13 protein-coding genes are annotated in these 18,436 nt (G+C 72.1%); 8 read left to right on the top strand and 5 right to left on the bottom strand.

The features are described 5' to 3' along the window. Positions 1-184: 184 nt before the first annotated feature. Both OHB09_RS16245 and OHB09_RS16240 read right to left on the bottom strand, forming a co-directional pair. Positions 185-1,315 carry a metallophosphoesterase gene (locus OHB09_RS16245; protein ID WP_191890353.1) on the bottom strand — a complete coding sequence of 377 codons (1,131 nt, stop codon included), beginning with the start codon at positions 1,313-1,315 and terminating at the stop codon, positions 185-187. Between the two features lie 335 nt (positions 1,316-1,650). Next, positions 1,651-2,760 carry a LacI family DNA-binding transcriptional regulator gene (locus OHB09_RS16240; RefSeq protein WP_040895898.1) on the bottom strand — a complete coding sequence of 370 codons (1,110 nt, stop codon included), beginning with the start codon at positions 2,758-2,760 and terminating at the stop codon, positions 1,651-1,653. Between the two features lie 488 nt (positions 2,761-3,248). On the opposite strand from OHB09_RS16240, the gene hisC reads away from it, so the two are divergent. The 4 genes from hisC to cydD all read left to right on the top strand — a co-directional run bounded on the left by hisC (position 3,249) and on the right by cydD (position 10,832). Then, entirely contained in the window at positions 3,249-4,331 is a 1,083-nt protein-coding gene (hisC, locus tag OHB09_RS16235) for a histidinol-phosphate transaminase (RefSeq protein ID WP_319116639.1), read from the top strand. A 362-nt stretch (positions 4,332-4,693) separates the two neighbouring features. Continuing rightward, positions 4,694-6,202: a cytochrome ubiquinol oxidase subunit I gene (locus OHB09_RS16230; RefSeq protein WP_006141348.1), complete on the top strand. Its 1,509-nt coding sequence runs from the start codon at positions 4,694-4,696 to the stop codon at positions 6,200-6,202. A 19-nt stretch (positions 6,203-6,221) separates the two neighbouring features. Further along, a complete protein-coding gene (cydB, locus tag OHB09_RS16225; protein WP_006141349.1) occupies positions 6,222-7,226 on the top strand; it encodes a cytochrome d ubiquinol oxidase subunit II in 1,005 nt (334 codons plus the stop codon). Positions 7,227-7,307: 81 nt separating this feature from the next. After that, a complete protein-coding gene (gene cydD / locus OHB09_RS16220) occupies positions 7,308-10,832 on the top strand; it encodes a thiol reductant ABC exporter subunit CydD (RefSeq protein WP_006141350.1) in 3,525 nt (1,174 codons plus the stop codon). 25 nt (positions 10,833-10,857) lie between these two features. Here the strand turns inward: cydD and OHB09_RS16215 are convergent, their stop codons facing one another. Further along, a complete protein-coding gene (locus OHB09_RS16215; RefSeq protein ID WP_191890355.1) occupies positions 10,858-11,727 on the bottom strand; it encodes an HAD-IIB family hydrolase in 870 nt (289 codons plus the stop codon). A gap of 219 nt (positions 11,728-11,946) precedes the next feature. Between OHB09_RS16215 and OHB09_RS16210 the strand changes: the two genes are divergently transcribed. Further along, complete coding sequence (locus OHB09_RS16210) at positions 11,947-12,849, top strand: LLM class flavin-dependent oxidoreductase (protein WP_093591108.1); 903 nt, start codon at positions 11,947-11,949, stop codon at positions 12,847-12,849. A gap of 34 nt (positions 12,850-12,883) precedes the next feature. On the opposite strand, the gene OHB09_RS16205 is transcribed toward OHB09_RS16210, so the two are convergent. Both OHB09_RS16205 and OHB09_RS16200 read right to left on the bottom strand, forming a co-directional pair. Further along, positions 12,884-13,453 carry an RNA 2'-phosphotransferase gene (locus tag OHB09_RS16205; RefSeq protein ID WP_006141353.1) on the bottom strand — a complete coding sequence of 190 codons (570 nt, stop codon included), beginning with the start codon at positions 13,451-13,453 and terminating at the stop codon, positions 12,884-12,886. 185 nt (positions 13,454-13,638) lie between these two features. Continuing rightward, positions 13,639-15,399, bottom strand: a complete 1,761-nt coding sequence (locus OHB09_RS16200; protein ID WP_328922156.1) for an SDR family oxidoreductase — start codon at positions 15,397-15,399, stop codon at positions 13,639-13,641. 204 nt (positions 15,400-15,603) lie between these two features. On the opposite strand from OHB09_RS16200, the gene OHB09_RS16195 reads away from it, so the two are divergent. The 3 genes from OHB09_RS16195 to OHB09_RS16185 are packed head-to-tail and all read left to right on the top strand — an operon-like array spanning position 15,604 to position 18,432. Then, on the top strand, positions 15,604-16,629 hold the full coding sequence (locus tag OHB09_RS16195; protein ID WP_006141355.1) for an ABC transporter ATP-binding protein: 1,026 nt from the start codon (positions 15,604-15,606) through the stop codon (positions 16,627-16,629). Beyond that, positions 16,619-17,524 (top strand): ABC-2 transporter permease, encoded by a 906-nt coding sequence (locus OHB09_RS16190; RefSeq protein ID WP_006141356.1) that lies wholly within the window; start codon positions 16,619-16,621, stop codon positions 17,522-17,524. The genes OHB09_RS16195 and OHB09_RS16190 overlap by 11 nt, the downstream gene beginning before the upstream one ends. After that, positions 17,521-18,432, top strand: a complete 912-nt coding sequence (locus tag OHB09_RS16185; RefSeq protein ID WP_006141357.1) for an ABC transporter ATP-binding protein — start codon at positions 17,521-17,523, stop codon at positions 18,430-18,432. The genes OHB09_RS16190 and OHB09_RS16185 overlap by 4 nt, the downstream gene beginning before the upstream one ends. Positions 18,433-18,436: the final 4 nt, after the last annotated feature.

Below are 18,436 nucleotides of genomic sequence, written 5' to 3'. Positions count from 1 at the left end.
TCCCCCGATGCTCCGTAGGGCTTGGGGCTCGGCATGCTGACGAGCCGTCGGGCAGAAACGGAGGGGAGCCTGCTACGGATAAGCCGATGGTAGAGCCGCGACGGCACGCGGAGACAGGGGGTTTCCGGAAATTGCCCCTCGCCCGGGACGTTCCGCGTTCCCGGGCCGGGCGTCGTCCGTGCGGTCAGTGCGCCAGGGGAAGTTGCTGGACCAGCAGCTTTCCGGCCATGGTCACTCCGCCGTCCATGGCGAGGGCGAGCCCGTCGGCGTACAGGTGCGGTCCCTCGACCACGGGCGGTCCGGCCTCCTCGCCGTCCTCCGAGCCGACCTCGCCCAGCAGATACGGGATCGGGCTGTGCCCGTGCACGATTCGGGTGCCGCCGTAGACGTCCAGCAGGGAGCGGACGGCCTCGGCGCCGCCCTCGTCGCGGAAGGCGAACCGCTTGGTGAACTTGCGGAAGAGGTCCCAGACCTCGTCCGCGTCGTTGCGGGTGAGCGTCTCGCGGACGGTGTCGTTGACCTCTTCGATGGAGCGGCCGTAGTCGAGGTAGGCGGTGGTGTCCGAGTGCACCAGGAGGTGCCCGTCGGCGGACTCCATGGCGTCGAGGCGGGACATCCACTGCAGGTGGTGGTCCTGGAGGCGGTCCATGTCGGTCTTCTGACCGCCGTTCAGCAACCAGGCCGCCTGGAAGGTGGCGGTGCCCGCGCCCGAGTGGACGGGGGTGTCGCCGAACCGCTTGGCGCCCAGCAGCAGCAGCTCGTGGTTGCCCATGAGCGCCTTGCAGTAGCCGCCGGCCGCGGCCGCCTCGGCGGACAGCCGCATCACGAGGTCGATGACGCCGATGCCGTCGGGGCCGCGGTCGGTGAAGTCGCCGAGGAACCACAGCCGGGCGGTTCCGGCACACCACTGGCCGGCGGCGTCGAGGAGGCCCTGGGCCTGGAGGGCGGCCACCAGTTCGTCGAGGTATCCGTGGACGTCGCCGACCACGTACAGGGGGCCGGGGCCCTCGCCGCCGGCGGCGAGGGGCTGCGCCACCGGGGCGGGCGCGGGGTCGACGACGACCTGGACGGTGTCGCCGCGGTTGATCACCGGCAGGTCGCGCTCGGTGGGCGTGTAGCCCTCCGGATACCCGCCGGGGTAGCCCTCGGGAGAGGTGACGGGCTGTTCCGCGGGAGCCTCGGGGGGCACGGCGGCCTCCCCGGGACGGACCTCGTGGAGGAACGGACCGGTCTCCTGCACGTACGCGGGCACCCGGAAGTCGCGCAACGTCGCCACCTGCTCCGCCTCGGGTCCCTGACCGGCCCCCTGAGTCATCGACCCCTCCACCATCGCGCCGCAGCTGCACCGCATCGGACTGCCTGGTCGCAGCGGCCCGCGGTGTGTGGGCCCATCATAGGAATGCGGATCGTGCCATGTGACGACCCAGGGGTGGTCAATCGGGGAAGCGACGGGCCGGTCGCGGCTTTCGCCCCGTTTGGGCAGGGCTTTCCCGGTGCCGAAGCGGAGGACGGAGTGCTCGCCGGGCCGGCCGGGGACACGTGCGCGTCACCCGGGCGGCACTGCTGCCCCGCCCTCCACGGACGGTTCACACCCCGCCGGGGTCCCGCGGTCGCGCGGTCCCCGGCCTCGGGGCGCGGGGCGGGCAGGTCTCAGCTCTCCGGCGTGCGCGGAGGGCTGACGGTGGTGCGCGGCGGCCGGCGCCGGGAGGAGGTCCGGATGATCAGCTCGGTCGGTATCACCTGCTCGACCGGCTGCTGCGACTCCAGCCCCTCGATGGCGTCGATGAGGAGTTGCACCACCGCCGTGCCGATCCGGCGGGGTTTGAGGGAGAGGGTGGTGATCGGCGGCTCGGTGCTCGCGTAGACGGTCGACTCGCTGCAGCAGACGAGGAGCAGGTCCTCGGGGACGCGGAGGCCGTACCGGCGGGCGGCGGCCAGCAGATCGGTGCCGTTGGGGTCGAACAGGCCGTAGACGGCGTCGGGACGGTCGGGGCGGGCGAGCAGTCGGTCCGCCGCGACGGCGCCCGCGCACGGGTCGTGGGCGGGGTAGGCCTCGTAGACCGGGTCCTGGCCGACCCGCTCGCACCAGCGCAGATAGGCGGTGGTGGACAACCGGGTGTACGTGTCGGTGGTCGTCCCCGTGAGGAGGCCGATGCGGCGGGCGCCGGCGTCGGCGAGGTGGTCGAGGATGTCAAGGACGGCGGCCTCGTGGTCGTTGTCGACCCAGGCGGTGACCGGCAGCGCGCCCGCCGGGCGGCCGTCGGAGACCACCGGTAAGCCCTGCCGGACGAGTTCGCTGACGACGGGGTCCTGGTCGGAGGGGTCGATGACGACCGTGCCGTCCAGGGCGACGTTGGACCAGACGTCGTGGCGCGAGGTCGCGGGGAGGATCACCAGGGCGTAGCCGCGGGCGAGCGCGGCCGAGGTGGCGGCCCGGGCCATCTCCGCGAAGTACGCGAACTCCGTGAAGGTGAAAGGTTCATCCCCGTATGTGGTCACGGTCAGGCCGATCAGCCCGGACTTGCCGGTTCTCAGCGTCCGGGCGGCGGCCGACGGGCGGTAGCCGAGCCGGTCGGCGACCTCGCGGACGTGGCGCCGGGTGGCGTCCGGGAGTCTGCCTTTTCCGTTGAGGGCGTCGGAGACGGTCGTGATGGAGACCCCGGCGGCGGCGGCGACGTCTCTGATGCCCGCTCGGCCGGGTCGGCCGCCCCGCCGTGCGGTGTCCGCCCGGCTCACCTGGTGCTTCCCTGCTGCTGTCATGGCGAGCCGATAGTAGGGCTCATGCGGTGGGGTAGTGCGGACGCATATGCACCCGTTGACAGGCACGTTTCTGCAAGGTTCAAAGCGAGTAACTACCTTGGAATGCAAGGTAGTTGAACGATACAAAGCCAGTACCTGGCTTGTCGGCGCGCACGGGCCTGCCAAGGGGGTCATGTCTCGAAGAGGTCTCAACTCACCTTCACGGGTGATGCGCGCCAGGGGGTGCGCCACCGGCGCGTGCGGACGGAACCGGCGCGCCCCCCGATTAGTGCGCCTTCATGCGCTTTCGTACGAGTGCGGCAGGGGGCCCGCCTCCGGGCCGGCCGCGGACCATCGCCCGCCCCGCGGACGGGCACCGGCGCCCCGCCGCGGGGCCACGTTGTCCACAGGCCATTCGCACCGGCGCCGAATCCTCTTAAGGTGAGAAGCATTGGACGCCGGAACGAGGCACGCCCCCGGGACCGACGGTGTGCGCGAGGAGGACTGCGGTGAGCGAGACGAGCCCGAGGCTGCGTGCCGAGCTGGAGGGTATCCCCACCTACAAGCCGGGCAGGCCCGCGGCGGCGGCCGGCGGCCCGGTCGCCTACAAGCTGTCCTCCAACGAGAACCCGTACCCCCCGCTGCCGGGCGTCATGGAGACGGTCATGGCGGCGGCCGGATCCTTCAACCGGTACCCGGACCTGGCCTGCACCGCGCTCAGCCAGGAGCTGGCCGGGCGCTTCGGCGTCCCGGTCTCCCACATCGCCACGGGCACGGGTTCGGTCGGCGTCGCCCAGCAATTGGTGCAGTCCACCAGCGGCCCCGGCGACGAGGTGATCTACGCCTGGCGGTCCTTCGAGGCGTACCCGATCATCACGCGGATCAGCGGGGCCACACCGGTGCAGGTGCCGCTGACGCCGGGCGAGGTGCACGACCTGGACGCGATGGCGCGGGCGATCACCGACCGCACGCGGCTGATCTTCGTCTGCAATCCGAACAACCCGACGGGCACGGCGGTGCGCCGCGCGGAGCTGGAGGCGTTCCTCGACCGGGTGCCGAAGGACATCCTGGTGGTGATCGACGAGGCCTACCGCGAGTTCATCCGTGACCCCGAGGTGCCGGACGGCGTCGAGCTGTACCGCGAGCGGCCGAACGTGTGCGTGCTGCGGACCTTCTCCAAGGCGTACGGGCTCGCGGGGCTGCGGGTGGGCTTCGCCATCGCCCACGAGCCCGTGGCCGCGGCCCTGCGCAAGACGGCGGTGCCCTTCGGGGTGAGTCAGCTCGCCCAGGACGCGGCGATCGCCTCGCTGAACGCCGAGGACGAACTGCTCGGCCGGGTCGGCTCGCTGGTCTGCGAGCGGAACCGGGTGGTCGAGGCGCTGCGCGAGCAGGGCTGGACGGTGCCCGAGACACAGGCCAACTTCGTCTGGCTGCGGATGGGGGAGCGCACCGCGGACTTCGCGGAGGCGTGTGAGCGGGCGGGCGTCGTCGTCCGGGGATACGCGCCGGACGGGGTGCGGATCACCATCGGTGAGACGGAGGCCAACGACATCTTCCTCAAGGCCGCGGAGGGGTACCGCAGCAGGCTCTGAACGGGGCCGCTCGCGTTGGCGGGGTTCCGTCGTTCGCCCGCGGGGTTCCGTTCCGCCGTTCCGTGAAGGGGCCGGTCGTGCCAGGTGCCGACCGGCCCCTTTCGCATGCCGTCACCTCCCGTGCGCGCGGGTCCGCGTGGGACCGGCTCGTGTGAGGCGTCCCACTTTCGGCTTCGGGGGACCCCCTGGGTGCCTGGGTCGAACTTCCATGCGCCATAATTGCTTGTGAATGTGAACGCGTTCACAAGCGCATCCCGGTTTCTCCCGAGATGCGTGCTGTGTACGAGCCACAACGTGTGCGAATTGCACGCCTGGGCGTGCGCTCGCCGCCGCGTGACCACGGCGACGTAAGGAGAGACGACGTGGAACTGGCTCTGGCGCCGGAGACCCTGGCGCGCTGGCAGTTCGGCATCACCACCGTCTACCACTTCCTCTTCGTCCCGCTGACGATCTCGCTGGCCGCGCTGACGGCCGGCCTGCAGACCGCCTGGGTGCGGACGGAGAAGGAGAAGTACCTCAGGGCCACCAAGTTCTGGGGCAAGCTCTTCCTGATCAACATCGCGATGGGCGTCGTCACCGGCATCGTGCAGGAGTTCCAGTTCGGCATGAACTGGTCCGACTACTCGCGGTTCGTCGGCGACATCTTCGGCGCCCCCCTCGCCTTCGAGGCGCTCCTGGCCTTCTTCTTCGAGTCGACCTTCATCGGGCTGTGGATCTTCGGCTGGGACAAGCTGCCGAAGAAGCTGCATTTGGCCTGCATATGGATGGTGTCACTCGGCACCTTCCTCTCGGCCTACTTCATCCTCGCGGCCAACTCCTGGATGCAGCACCCCGTCGGCTACCGGATCAACGAGTCCCGGGGCCGCGCGGAACTCACCGACTTCTGGGCCGTGCTCACCCAGAACACCGCCCTCAGCCAGGCCTTCCACACCCTGTCGGCCTCCTTCCTCACCGGCGGCGCCTTCATGGTCGGCATCGCCGCCTTCCACCTGTTGCGCAAGAAGCACGTACGGGTGATGAAGACCTCGCTGCGGCTCGGCCTGGTCACCGTCGTGGTCGCCGGCCTGCTCACCGCCGTCAGCGGTGACGTCCTCGGCAAGGTCATGTTCAAACAGCAGCCGATGAAGATGGCGGCCGCCGAGGCGCTGTGGGACGGTCAGTCCCCCGCCCCCTTCTCGGTGTTCGCCTACGGCGACGTGGAGAAGGGGCACAACAGCGTGGCCGTGGAGATCCCCGGGCTGCTCTCCTTCCTCGCCGACGACAACTTCTCCTCGTACGTCCCCGGCATCAACGACGTCAACAAGGCAGAGCAGGAGAAGTACGGGCCCGGCGACTACCGGCCCAACATCCCCGTCACCTTCTGGGGCTTCCGCTGGATGATCGGCTTCGGCATGACGTCCTTCGCCCTGGGTCTGGCCGGGCTGTGGTTCACCCGGAAGAAGTTCCTGCTGCCGCAGCACCTCAGGGTCGGCGAGGACGAGGTGCCGCACCTGGTGCTCTTCCGGAACAAGGCGCTCGGCCCCACGCTCACCACGTGGTACTGGCGCGCGGCGATCCTGACCCTCGGCTTCCCGCTCCTCGCCAACTCCTGGGGCTGGATCTTCACCGAGATGGGCCGTCAGCCCTGGGTCGTCTACGGCGTCCTGCGCACCGGCGACGCGGTCTCCCCCGGTGTCTCGCAGGGCGAGGTGCTCACGTCGATGCTGACCTTCACCGCCCTGTACGCGATCCTCGCGGTCGTCGAGGTGAAGCTGCTGGTGAAGTACGTCAAGGCCGGGCCGCCCGAACTCACCGAGGCGGACCTCAACCCACCCACGAAGATCGGCGGCGACTCCCGGGACGCCGACAAGCCGATGGCCTTCTCCTACTAGGCCGGGGAGCGCTCACCTCATGGAACTTCACGACGTCTGGTTCGTCCTCATCGCCGTCCTGTGGACCGGCTACTTCTTCCTGGAGGGCTTCGACTTCGGGGTCGGCGTCCTCACCCGGCTGCTGGCCCGGAACCGCTCCGAGAAGCGGGTACTGATCAACACCATCGGTCCCGTCTGGGACGGCAACGAGGTCTGGCTGCTCACCGCGGGCGGCGCGACCTTCGCCGCCTTCCCCGAGTGGTACGCCACCCTCTTCTCCGGCTTCTACCTGCCGTTGCTGGTCATCCTCGTCTGCCTCATCGTGCGCGGGGTCGCCTTCGAGTACCGGGCCAAGCGGCCGGAGGAGAGGTGGCAGCGCAACTGGGAGACCGCGATCTTCTGGGCCTCGCTGCTCCCGGCCTTCCTGTGGGGCGTGGCCTTCGCCAACATCGTGCGCGGAGTCAAGATCGACTCCGATCTCGAGTACGTCGGCAACCTCTGGGACCTGCTCAACCCGTACGCCCTGCTGGGTGGGGTGGTGACCCTGGCGCTGTTCACCTTCCACGGGACCGTCTTCGTCGGTCTCAAGACCGTCGGGGAGATCAGGGAGCGGGCACGGCGGCTGGCCCTCAGGGTGGGGGCGGCGACCGCCGTCCTGGCGCTCGTCTTCCTGCTGTGGACACAGGCCGACAAGGGGGACACCGGCTCGCTGGTGGCCCTCGTGGTGGCCGTGGCCGCGCTCGTGACCGCGTTGGGAGCGGCCCGGGTCGGCCGGGAGGGCTGGGCGTTCGCCCTGTCGGGGGTGACCGTCGTGGCCGTGGTCGCGATGTTCTTCCTGACTCTCTTCCCGAACGTGATGCCGTCCTCGCTCGACCCGGACTGGAGCCTCACGGTCACCAACTCCTCGTCGAGTCCCTACACCCTGAAGATCATGACCTGGTGCGCCGGCATCGCCACACCGCTGGTGCTGCTCTACCAGGGCTGGACCTACTGGGTGTTCCGCAAGCGCATCGGCACGCACCACCTCGCGGATGCCGCGCACTGACCCCGACCCGTGGGAAGCAGAGTGTGTTTCACGTGAAACACACCCGCTTCGCCCCTCTTCGACCCTGAGGGTGTGTTTCACGTGAAACCGATCGACCCGCGCCTCCTCCGGTACGCGCGCGCCACCCGTCTCTTCATGCTGGCGGTCGTCGCACTGGGCGTCCTCGGGGCGGCGCTGGTCATCGCTCAGGCGATGCTCATCGCCGAGGTGGTGGTCGGGGCCTTCCAGCACGGTGACTCGCTCGCGGCACTGCGCTCCCCGCTGGTACTCCTGGCCGCCGTGGCCCTCGGCCGGGCCCTCGTCGCCTGGCTGACCGAGCTGGCCGCACACCGGGCGAGCGCGGCGGTGAAGTCGGAGCTGCGGGGCCGACTGCTGGAGCGGGCGGCCGCGCTGGGGCCGGGATGGCTCGGCGGGCAGCGCACCGGCTCCCTGGTCGCCCTGGCCACCCGAGGCGTCGACGCCCTCGATGACTACTTCTCGCGTTATCTGCCCCAATTGGGACTCGCGGTGGTGGTCCCGGCGGCCGTGCTGCTGCGGGTGGTGACCGAGGACTGGGTGTCCGCGGCGATCATCGTCGGGACGCTGCCGCTGATCCCCCTCTTCATGATCCTCATCGGCTGGGTCACCCGTTCCCAGACGGACCGTCAGTGGCGGCTGCTGTCCCGGCTGTCGGGGCACTTCCTGGACGTGGTCGCCGGGCTGCCGACGCTCAAGGTGTTCGGCCGGGCCAAGGCGCAGGCCGAGTCCATCCGCCGGATCACCGGCGAGTACCGGCAGGCGACGATGCGGACCCTGCGGATCGCCTTCCTGTCCTCCTTCGTCCTGGAACTGCTCGCCACCCTCTCGGTCGCGCTCGTCGCGGTGACGATCGGCATGCGGCTGGTCCACGGCGACATGGACCTCTACATCGGTCTCGTCATCCTCGTCCTCGCCCCCGAGGCGTATCTGCCGCTGCGACAGGTGGGCGTCCAGTACCACGCCGCGGCCGAGGGCCTCGCGGCCGCCGAGGAGATCTTCGAGGTGCTGGAGACCCCCCTGCCGGCCGCCGGCACGCGGCGGTTGCCGGACGGGGAGATCGCCTTCGAGGAGGTGACCGTCCGGTACCCGGGCCGCGCGTCCGACGCGGTGACCGGGGCCTCTCTCCGGGTCGCCCCCGGCGAGACGGTCGCCCTGGTCGGTCCCAGCGGCGCGGGCAAGTCGACGCTGCTGAGCGTGCTGCTCGGCTTCGTACGGCCCGAGGGCGGACGGGTGCGGGTCGGCGGGGCCGACCTCGCCTCGGCCGACCTGGAGGAGTGGCGCTCCCGGCTCGCCTGGGTGCCGCAGCACCCCCACCTGTACGCGGGCACCATCGCCGAGAACGTACGACTGGCCCGGCCCGAGGCCGACAGCGGGGCGGTGCGCCGGGCGCTCGCGGACGCGGGGGCCCTCACCTTCGTCGACGCGCTGCCGGACGGCACGGACACCGTGCTCGGCGAGGACGGGGCAGGGCTCTCGGCGGGCCAGCGGCAGCGCATCGCGCTGGCCCGGGCCTTCCTCGCCGACCGGCCCGTCCTGCTGCTCGACGAGCCGACGGCCGCGCTGGACGGCGAGACCGAGGCGGAGGTCGTCGAGGCCGTGCGGCGGCTGGCGGCGGGACGCACGGTGCTCCTCGTGGTGCACCGCCCGGCACTGCTGGCGGTGGCCGACCGGGTGGTGCGGCTGGACCCGGCACCCGCGACCGCCGTCCCCGAACGGACGGCGGGTGCGGCCGGCAGCGGACGGCCCGGCCCCGGGACGCCGGACCGGGCACCCGAGAGCGGCGACGGAACCGTCCTCGATGCTCCCCCGGCGCCCCGGAGCGGTGTCCTCGCCCGGGTGCGTGCGATGGCCCGACCCCTGCGCGGGCGTCTGCTGCTCGCGCTGTTGCTCGGCGCCCTCGCGCTCGGCAGCGCCGTCGGCCTGATGGCGACCTCCGGATGGCTGATCGCCCGGGCCTCCCAACAGCCGCCGGTGCTTTATCTGATGGTCGCGGTCACCGCCACGCGGGCCTTCGGCATCGGACGGGCCGTCTTCCGGTACACCGAGCGGCTCGTCTCGCACGACGCGGTGCTGCGCATGCTGGCCGCCACCCGGGTCGCCGTCTACCGCCGTCTCGAGCGGCTGGCCCCCGCCGGGCTGCACACCGCCCGGCGCGGTGACCTGCTGAGCCGACTGGTCGCGGACGTGGACGCGCTGCAGGACTACTGGCTGCGGTGGCTGCTGCCGGTGGGTGCCGCCGTGGTGGTGTCGGCCGGCTCGGTCGCCTTCACCGCGTGGCTGCTGCCGGAGGCGGGGGCCTTCCTCGCCGCCGGACTGCTCGCCGCCGGTGCCGGCGTCCCGCTGCTCACCGGTGCTCTCGCCCGTCGCGCCGAGCGCAGGCTGGCGCCCGCCCGCGGCGAACTCGCCACCCGCGTCACCGACCTGCTCACCGGCACACCCGAACTGACGGTCGCCGGGGCCCTGCCCGCGCGGCTCGCCGGGGCCCGCCGGGCCGACGGCGTCCTCACCCGGATCGCCTCCCGGTCGGCCGCCGCTGCCGCCCTCGGCGACGGGCTGACCGCGCTGCTCACCGGCCTCACCGTGGTGGCCACCGCGGTCGTGGGCGTCCAGGCGGTCGCCGCCGGACGGCTGCACGGCCTCGCCCTGGCGGTTCTCGTCCTCACCCCGCTCGCCGCGTTCGAGGCGGTGCTCGGACTGCCGCTCGCCGTACGCCACCGGCAGCGGGTGCGACGCAGCGCCGCGCGGGTGTACGAGATCCTCGACGCACCCGAGCCGGTACGCGAGCCGGTCCGGCCCCGGCCGGCACCCGCGTCGCCGTTCCCGCTCGCCGTACGGGGGCTCACCGCCCGGCACCCCGGGCAGCGTCGGCCCGCGCTGAGCGGGCTGGACCTCACACTGACCCGGGGGCGGCGCATCGCCGTGGTCGGTGCTTCCGGCGCCGGCAAGAGCACCCTCGCCCAGGTCCTGCTGCGTTTCCTCGACGCGGAGACCGGCACGTACACCCTGGGCGGCACGGACGCCGCCGCCCTCGACGGCGACGACGTGCGGCGGCTGGTGGGGCTGTGCGCGCAGGACGCGCACCTCTTCGACAGCTCCGTGCGCGAGAACCTGCTGCTGGCCCGGAGGGACGCCACCGAGGAGGACCTGCGCGGGGCGCTCGCCCGGGCGCGGCTCCTGGACTGGGTGGACGGACTGCCCGAAGGGCTGGACACCTTCGTCGGGGAGCAGGGCGCCCGGCTCTCCGGCGGTCAGCGGCAGCGGCTGGCCCTGGCCCGGGCCCTGCTCGCGGACTTCCCCGTCCTGGTCCTCGACGAGCCCGCGGAGCACCTCGACCTGCCCACCGCCGACGCCCTCACGGACGACCTGCTGGCCGCGACCGAGGGGCGTACGACGCTGCTCATCACCCACCGGCTGGCCGGTCTCGACGCGGTCGACGAGGTGCTCGTGCTGGCCGGCGGCCGGGTTGTGCAGCGGGGTCCGTACGCCGCTCTGGCGGCGGCGGACGGACCGTTGCGGGAGATGCTGGCGCGGGAGGCGGAGAGCGACCTGTCCGGGGTGACGGCGGACGTGGTCGCGCCCGCCGCCTAGGAACGCCAGGCCGCCGAGTCCTCGCTCAGAGCTGTCCGGCCAGGAGGCGTTCGATCACGACCGCCACGCCGTCCTCGTTGTTGCCGACCGTCCGGCCGGACGCCGCGGTGAGGACGTCCGGGTGGGCGTTGCCCATCGCGTAGGAGCGGCCGGCCCAGGTCAGCATCTCCACGTCGTTCGGCATGTCGCCGAAGGCGACCACCTCCTCGTGGGAGATGCCGCGTTCGGCGCAGCAGAGCGCGAGCGTGCTGGCCTTCGAGACACCGGGACCGCTGATCTCCAGCAGGGCGCTGGGGCTGGACCGGGTCACGGTGGCCCGGTCCCCGACGGCGAGGCGGGCCAGGGTGAGGAAGGCGTCGGGGTCCATGTCCGGGTGGTGGGCGAGGATCTTCAGGACGGGCTCCCGTGCGGTGACCGCGCCCTCGGCCAGGAGCTCCTCGGCGGGCGCCAGGGTGTCGGGACGCTCCATGTGCAGCTTGGGGTAGTCCGGCTCCTGGTGGAAGCCGTACGTCTGCTCCACCGCGTACACCGTGCCGGGCGCGGCCGTGCGCACCAGCGTCACGGCCTCCAGGGCGTTCTGCCGGGCCAGTTCGCGGACCTTGACGAAGCGGTGTGCGCCGGGGCCGCCGTGCAGGTCGACCACGGCCGCGCCGTTCCCGCAGATCGCGAGGCCGTGCCCGTGGACGTGGTCGCTGACGACGTCCATCCAGCGGGCCGGGCGTCCGGTGACGAAGAAGACCTCGACGCCGGCCTTCTCGGCGGCGGCAAGGGCGGCGACCGTGCGCGGGGAGACGGACTTGTCGTCGCGCAGCAGGGTGCCGTCGAGATCGGTGGCGATCAGCCGGGGCGGAACGAGGGAGGAGGGGCGCTCTGGCCGCCGGGTAGCTGAGGTCACGACACCGATTCTCGCGCACCTGTACGCACTACCGTGCGGCGGGCCGCACGGATGAGTACGGTCCGGCCGGCGAAGCGGGCCCGGAGCTCGGATCCGCCCGCCCTGCCCGCCCTGCGCGGGCCGCTTCGGGGTGTCTCGCGGGTGCCGTCGCGCGCCGGGCGTTCCGGGCGCCGTCGCCCGCGCCGGGCGCGGCCTCCTCGCGGACGTAGGCTCGTCGCCATGAGCGTACGTCTGAGCACGGTGATCCTCCCCGTCGACCGCTGGCACGAAGGGGGCGGCGCCACGTGGCGGAGGGCCGAGGACCTCGGTTTCCACGCCGCCTACACCTACGACCACCTGTCCTGGCGCACCTTCCGGGACGGCCCCTGGTTCGGTGCCCTGCCCACGCTCACCGCCGCCGCGACGGCCACCTCGCGCCTCCGGCTCGGCACCCTGGTGACCTCGCCCAACTTCCGGCACCCCGTCACGCTGGCCAAGGAACTGATCTCCCTGGACGACATCTCGGGCGGCCGTGTCACCCTCGGGATCGGGGCCGGCGGCAACGGTTTCGACGCGACCGCGCTGGGGCAGGTGGCGTGGACGCCGAGGGAGCGCGCGGACCGGTTCGGGGAGTTCGTGCCGCTGCTCGACCGGCTGCTCACCGAGGGGGCCGTCACCCACCGGGGCACCCACTACTCGGCGGTCGAGGCCCGCAATCTCCCCGGCTGCGTCCAGCGGCCCCGGCTGCCGTTCGCGGTGGCGGCGACCGGACCGCGCGGTCTCGCGCTGGCCGCGCGCCACGGGCAGGGCTGGGTGACCACCGGCGACCCGAAGCTGTTCGAGGAGGGCACCCCCGAGCAGTCGCTGCAGGCGATCCGGAACCAGGTCGGCCGGCTCGGCGCCGCCTGCGCGGAGGTGGGCCGGGACGTGGCGGACCTCGACAAGGTGCTGCTCACCGGGTTCACGCCGGACCGCGGCCGTCCGCTGGAGAGCGTGGACGCCTTCGTGGACTTCGCCGGCCGGCACCTGGAGGCGGGCATCACCGAGATCGTGCTCCACTGGCCGATCGCCGACTCCGACTTCGCCGCCGACCAGGCCGTCTTCGAGAAGATCGCCACGGAGGCGCCCGCGCAGCTGCGCTGAGACCGGGCGCCCCGGCGCGACGGACCGGACCGGGTCACCGGGGGCCGGGCAGGCGCAGATAGCGTGGCGGCACGGACGGGGTCAGCCACACCCCGTTCGCGCTGCGGCGGAAGACATGGCCGTCGCGGTGCATGGCACCGCTGTCCACGGTCAGGACGACGGGCCGGCCGCGCCGTGCACCGACCCGGGTGGCGGTCTCGCGGTCGGGCGAGAGGTGCACGTCGTGCCGGTTCATGGGCCGCAGTCCCTCGGCACGGATGGCGTCCAAGTGGCGGGCGACGGTGCCGTGGTACAGGTACGCGGGCGGTTCGGCGGGCGGCAGCCCGAGGTCGACCGGGACGCTGTGGCCCTGGCTGGCCCGTATCCGGGTGCCCTCGACGGCGAAGCGCTGCTTGTCGTTGCTCGCGACGACGTGGTCCAGTTCCTCGCGGCTGATCCGGAAACCGTGGGCGGCGGCCGCCGAGAGCAGCGCCGCGATCTCCACCCAGCCGCCCTCGTCGAGCGTCAGCCCGATCCTCTCCGGCTGGTGCCGCAGGTGCTTGGACAGGTACTTCGAGACCTTGACGGTGCGGGCGGCGCCGTGCGCGGTCCTCTGCGTGCTCATCCCGCCAGCGTGCCGTGTGAGACGTGGATCACGCACATTGTTTTTCGGCAGAGGTTTGATCCACAACGAAGGCCGGTTATCCACAGCGAAATCCGCGATCCTGTGGACAACTCCGCGTTTTCCACGGTCAGTTCGCCACGGTCGGTTCGTCCTTCAGAGCGATGCGGCCCACGTCGGAGGGGGTGTCACAGCCGCGGCTCCACGCGCGCCAGCGCCCGCAGCACGCCCGGAGCCACCCGGGAGAGCAGCCGACCGAGGCGCGCCTCGGGAGTGACGGGAACGAGTGCCCGGTCCTCCGCCACCGCGCGCAGCACCGCGGCGGCGACCTTCTCCGGCGGATATCCCCGCAGTCCGTACAGCCGCCGGGCCCGCTCCCGCCGCCGCTGCTCCTCCCGGGCGTCGGTGCCGGCGAAGCGGGCGGTGGAGGTGATGTCCGTGTGCACGAACCCGGGGCAGACGGCGGACACGCCGATCCCCCGGCCGGCCAGCTCGGCCCGCAGACACTCGCTGAGCATGAGCACCGCCGCCTTGGAGGTGCCGTAGGCGGACAGCGCCCGCGAGGGCAGATACGCGGCGGCCGAGGCCACGTTGACGAGATGGCCGCCCTCGCCGCGCTCGGCCATCTGCCGCCCGAAGAGCCGGCAGCCGTGCAGGACACCCCACAGGTTCACGTCGAGGACGCGGCGCCAGTCCTCCGCCGTGGTGTCGAGGAAGGCGCCGGCGAAACCGATGCCCGCGTTGTTGACCAGCACGTCCACGACGCCGTCGGTGGCCGCGACGCGTTCGGCGAGCTTCTCCATCGCCCGCCCGTCACCGACGTCCACCACCTCGGCCCGCGCCTCGGGCGCGCCGGCGCGCCGGGCCAGCTCCGCGGTGCGTGCCGCGCCCTCACCGTTCCGGTCGACGGCGATCACGCGGGCGCCGGCCTCGGCGAACGCCAGCGCGGTGGCCCGGCCGATGCCCGCGGCCGCGCCGGTGACCAGCACCAGCCGGCCGGCGAAGCGCGCGGCGTACGGGCCGCGGCCCGCCGGCGCGGGACGGCCCGCCCCGGCGGCGGTGGCGAACTCGGCGATCCAGGAGGCCAACAGGCCGGGACGGGTGCGCGGCACCCAGTGACCGGCCCGGACGGTGCGGCGGACCAGCCGCGGCACCCACTGCTCCAGGTCGTCGTAGAGCCGCTCGGACAGGAAGGCGTCCTCCAGCGGCGTCACGAGCTGCACGGGGGCGTGCGCGTACGCGTCGGGGCGCGGACGGCGCAGCCGGGGGCGGACGTTGTCCCGGTAGAGCCAGGCGCCGTGCGCGGCGTCCCGGGGGAGCGAGGCGGTCGGGTAGCCCTCGGTGGACATCTTCTCCGTGCGTCGCAGGACCGCGGGCCAGTGGCGGCCGAGGGAGCCGCGCCAGGCGAGCTCGGGCAGCACGGGGGTGTGCAGCAGGTAGACGTACCAGGACTTGGCGCCCTGCCCGAGGAGCTGGCCGGCCCGGTGCGGGGTGGGCCGCCGCAGGCGCCCCTTCATCCAGTGCCCGAAGTGGTCGAGGGAGGGGCCGGAGATCGACGTGAAGGAGGCGATGCGGCCCGCGACGCGCCGGACGGTCACGAACTCCCAGCCCTGCACGGAGCCCCAGTCGTGGCCGACCAGGTGGACCGGCCGGCCGGGGCTGACCGCGTCCGCGACCGCGAGGAAGTCGTCCGTCAGCCGGTCCAGGGTGAAGCCGCCGCGCAGCGGGCGCGGGGCGGTGGAGCCGCCGTGGCCGCGGACGTCGTACAGCACCACGTGGAAGCGGTGCCGCTCGGCGAGGTGGACGGCCACCTCGGACCACACCTCCTTGCTGTCCGGGTACCCGTGCACGAGGATCACCGTCGGCCGGTCCGGATCGCCCAGTTCGGCGACGCACAGGTCGACCTCGCCACTGCGCACCCGGCGCTCCCGCGCACCCGCCACCGTCATGCGTGCCTCCTCGTCGGTCAATGTGACCCCGTTCCGGCCGCCGCGTCAACGACGCGTCGTCACGTAGTTACCCGGGGAAACACGAGGTCGCGGCAAGAGGATGGGACTCAGGGTGGGGCGCGCGGGGACCCTGGGTGGTGTCCCCCTAAGGTCCCGTAATACTCAAGGCTGACTCACGGACAGCTCTGCAGGTTGACGACCGCGGTGGCGGAAGTCACTACGGTCGAAGACGTGACTGTGATCGCGACCGAAAGCCTGAGCAAGCGGTACCCCCGGGTGACCGCGCTTGACCGGCTCTCCGTGGACATCGGACCCGGTGTGACGGGACTGGTCGGCGCCAATGGTGCCGGCAAGTCCACCCTGATCAAGATCCTGCTGGGTCTCTCCCCCGCCACGGAGGGCCGTGCCGAGGTACTGGGGCTCGATGTCGCCACCCGGGGCGCCGCCATCCGTGAGCAGGTCGGGTACATGCCCGAGCACGACTGCCTGCCGCCCGACGTCTCGGCCACCGAGCTCGTCGTGCACATGGCGCGCATGTCCGGGCTGCCGCCGACCGCCGCCAGGGAACGCACCGCGGACACCCTGCGCCACGTCGGCCTGTACGAGGAGCGCTACCGCCCCATAGGCGGCTACTCGACGGGCATGAAGCAGCGCGTGAAGCTCGCGCAGGCCCTCGTCCACGACCCCAAGCTGGTCTTCCTGGACGAGCCGACCAACGGGCTCGACCCGGTCGGACGGGACGAGATGCTCGGCCTGATCCGCCGCGTGTACACGGACTTCGGCATCTCCGTCCTGGTCACCTCGCACCTGCTCGGTGAACTGGAACGCACCTGCGACCACGTCGTCGTCGTCGACGGCGGCACCCTGCTGCGCTCCAGCTCCACCACCGACTTCACGCGCACCACCACGACGCTGGCCGTCGAGGTGACCGACAGCGACACCCACCCGGACGGCACCCGCGCCCTGCACGAGGCGCTCGACGCACGGGGGGTGCAGGTGCACGACGGCAGCGCACTGCCCGGAGCCGGACGGGTGCTCCTGCTGACCGCGGCCGGCGAGGAGACGTACGACCTGGTGCGCGACGCCGTCGCCGATCTCGGCCTCGGCCTGGTCCGCATGGAACAGCGGCGGCACCAGATCGCGGAGGTCTTCAAGGACGAGGAACACACGGCCGGCAGCGCCGAGGCGGCCGGCACCCAGGGGAAGGAGGCGGTCGGTCATGGCGGTTGAGCACCCCCTCGCCCCGCCCGGCGAAGAGAGCCGGATCCACAACATCGGTTACCGCGGCTACGACGGGCCGCGCCTCGGCCGCGCCTACATCCGGCGCGCCCTGTACTCGCAGTCCCTGCGCGGTGCCTACGGACTCGGCCGGTCGGCGAAGTCCAAGGTGCTGCCGATGCTGCTCTTCGTCGTGATGTGCGTGCCCGCGCTGATCATGGTGGCGGTCGCGGTCGCCACCAAGATGAAGGACCTGCCGGTCGACTACACGCGCTACGCGCTCATCATGCAGGCCGTCATCAGCCTGTTCGTGGCCGCCCAGGCCCCCCAGTCCGTCTCCCGCGACCTGCGCTTCAAGACGGTGCCGCTGTACTTCTCGCGGCCCCTGGAGACCTCCGACTACGTGCGCGCCAAGTACGCCGCGATGGCCTCGGCGGTGTTCCTGCTGACGGCCGTGCCCCTGCTCGTCCTCTATGTGGGCGCCCTGCTGGCCAAGCTGGACTTCGCCGACCAGACGAAGGGGTTCGCCCAGGGGCTGGTCTCCGTGGCGCTGCTCTCCCTGCTCTTCGCCGGCATCGGCCTGGTGATAGCCGCCGTGACCCCGCGGCGCGGCTTCGGCATCGCCGCCGTCATCGCCGTCTTCGTCATCACCTACGGCGCCGTCTCCACCCTGCAGGCCATCGCCGGCGTGCAGGACAGCGACTCGGTCGGCCTCTGGTTCGGCCTGTTCTCGCCGGTGACCCTCATCAGCGGGGTGCAGACCGCCTTCCTCGGGGCGAGCAACTCCTTCCCCGAGATCGAGGGGCCCACGGCCGCGCAGGGAGTCGTCTTCCTCCTCGTCACCCTGGGTCTCATCGCCGGGAGCTACGGCCTGCTGATCCGCCGTTACCGAAAGGCCGCACTGTGACCACGCTGAACATCGACCACGTCTCGCGCTGGTTCGGCAACGTGGTGGCCGTCAACGACGTCACCATGACGATCGGCCCCGGCGTCACCGGCCTGCTCGGTCCCAACGGCGCGGGGAAGTCCACCCTCATCGGCATGATGGGCGGCTTCCTCGCCCCCTCCACCGGCTCGGTCACCCTCGACGGCCGGCCGGTCTGGCGCAATGAGCAGATCTACCGGCACATCGGCATCGTCCCCGAGCGGGAGGGGATGTACGACTTCCTCACCGGCCGCGAGTTCGTCGTCGCCAACGCCGAGCTGCACGGGCTGGGCGCGAAGGAGGCCCAGCGGGCGCTGGCCACCGTCGAGATGGAGTACGCCCAGGACCGGAAGATCTCCACCTACTCCAAGGGCATGCGCCAGCGCGTGAAGATGGCTTCCGCCCTGGTCCACGAGCCCTCGCTGCTGCTGCTCGACGAGCCCTTCAACGGCATGGACCCGCGCCAGCGCATGCAGCTCATGGAACTGCTGCGCCGCATGGGCGACGAGGGCCGCACGGTGCTGTTCTCCTCCCACATCCTGGAGGAGGTCGAGCAGCTCGCCTGGCACATCGAGGTCATCGTCGCCGGACGGCACGCCGCCAGCGGCGACTTCCGCAAGATCCGCCGGCTGATGACGGACCGGCCGCACCGCTACCTGGTGCGCTCCAGCGACGACCGGGCACTGGCCGCCGCGCTGATCGCCGATCCGTCGACGTCCGGCATCGAGGTCGACCACACCGAGGGCGCGCTGCGCGTCCAGGCCGTCGACTTCGGCCGCTTCACCACCCTGCTGCCGAGGGTCGCCAAGGACCACGGCATCCGGCTGCTCACGGTGTCGCCGTCCGACGAATCCCTCGAGTCCGTGTTCTCTTATCTGGTCGCGGCGTAGGAGG

It is taken from the genome of Streptomyces griseoaurantiacus (assembly GCF_036189845.1).
Lineage (GTDB): Bacteria > Actinomycetota > Actinomycetes > Streptomycetales > Streptomycetaceae > Streptomyces > Streptomyces griseoaurantiacus.
The sequence above is the reverse complement of the archived record's forward strand: the minus strand, read 5'-3'. Positions and strand labels throughout refer to the sequence as shown.

Bases quoted from the DNA above. Each gene is read 5' to 3' on its own strand.
- OHB09_RS16245 (WP_191890353.1), bottom strand. From the start codon at position 1,315: ATGACTCAGGGGGCCGGTCAGGGACCCGAGGCGGAGCAGGTGGCGACG.
- cydB (WP_006141349.1), top strand. From the start codon at position 6,222: ATGGAACTTCACGACGTCTGGTTCGTCCTCATCGCCGTCCTGTGGACC.
- OHB09_RS16240 (WP_040895898.1), bottom strand. From the start codon at position 2,760: ATGACAGCAGCAGGGAAGCACCAGGTGAGCCGGGCGGACACCGCACGG.
- OHB09_RS16205 (WP_006141353.1), bottom strand. From the start codon at position 13,453: ATGAGCACGCAGAGGACCGCGCACGGCGCCGCCCGCACCGTCAAGGTC.
- OHB09_RS16210 (WP_093591108.1), top strand. From the start codon at position 11,947: ATGAGCGTACGTCTGAGCACGGTGATCCTCCCCGTCGACCGCTGGCAC.
- OHB09_RS16200 (WP_328922156.1), bottom strand. From the start codon at position 15,399: ATGACGGTGGCGGGTGCGCGGGAGCGCCGGGTGCGCAGTGGCGAGGTC.
- OHB09_RS16190 (WP_006141356.1), top strand. From the start codon at position 16,619: ATGGCGGTTGAGCACCCCCTCGCCCCGCCCGGCGAAGAGAGCCGGATC.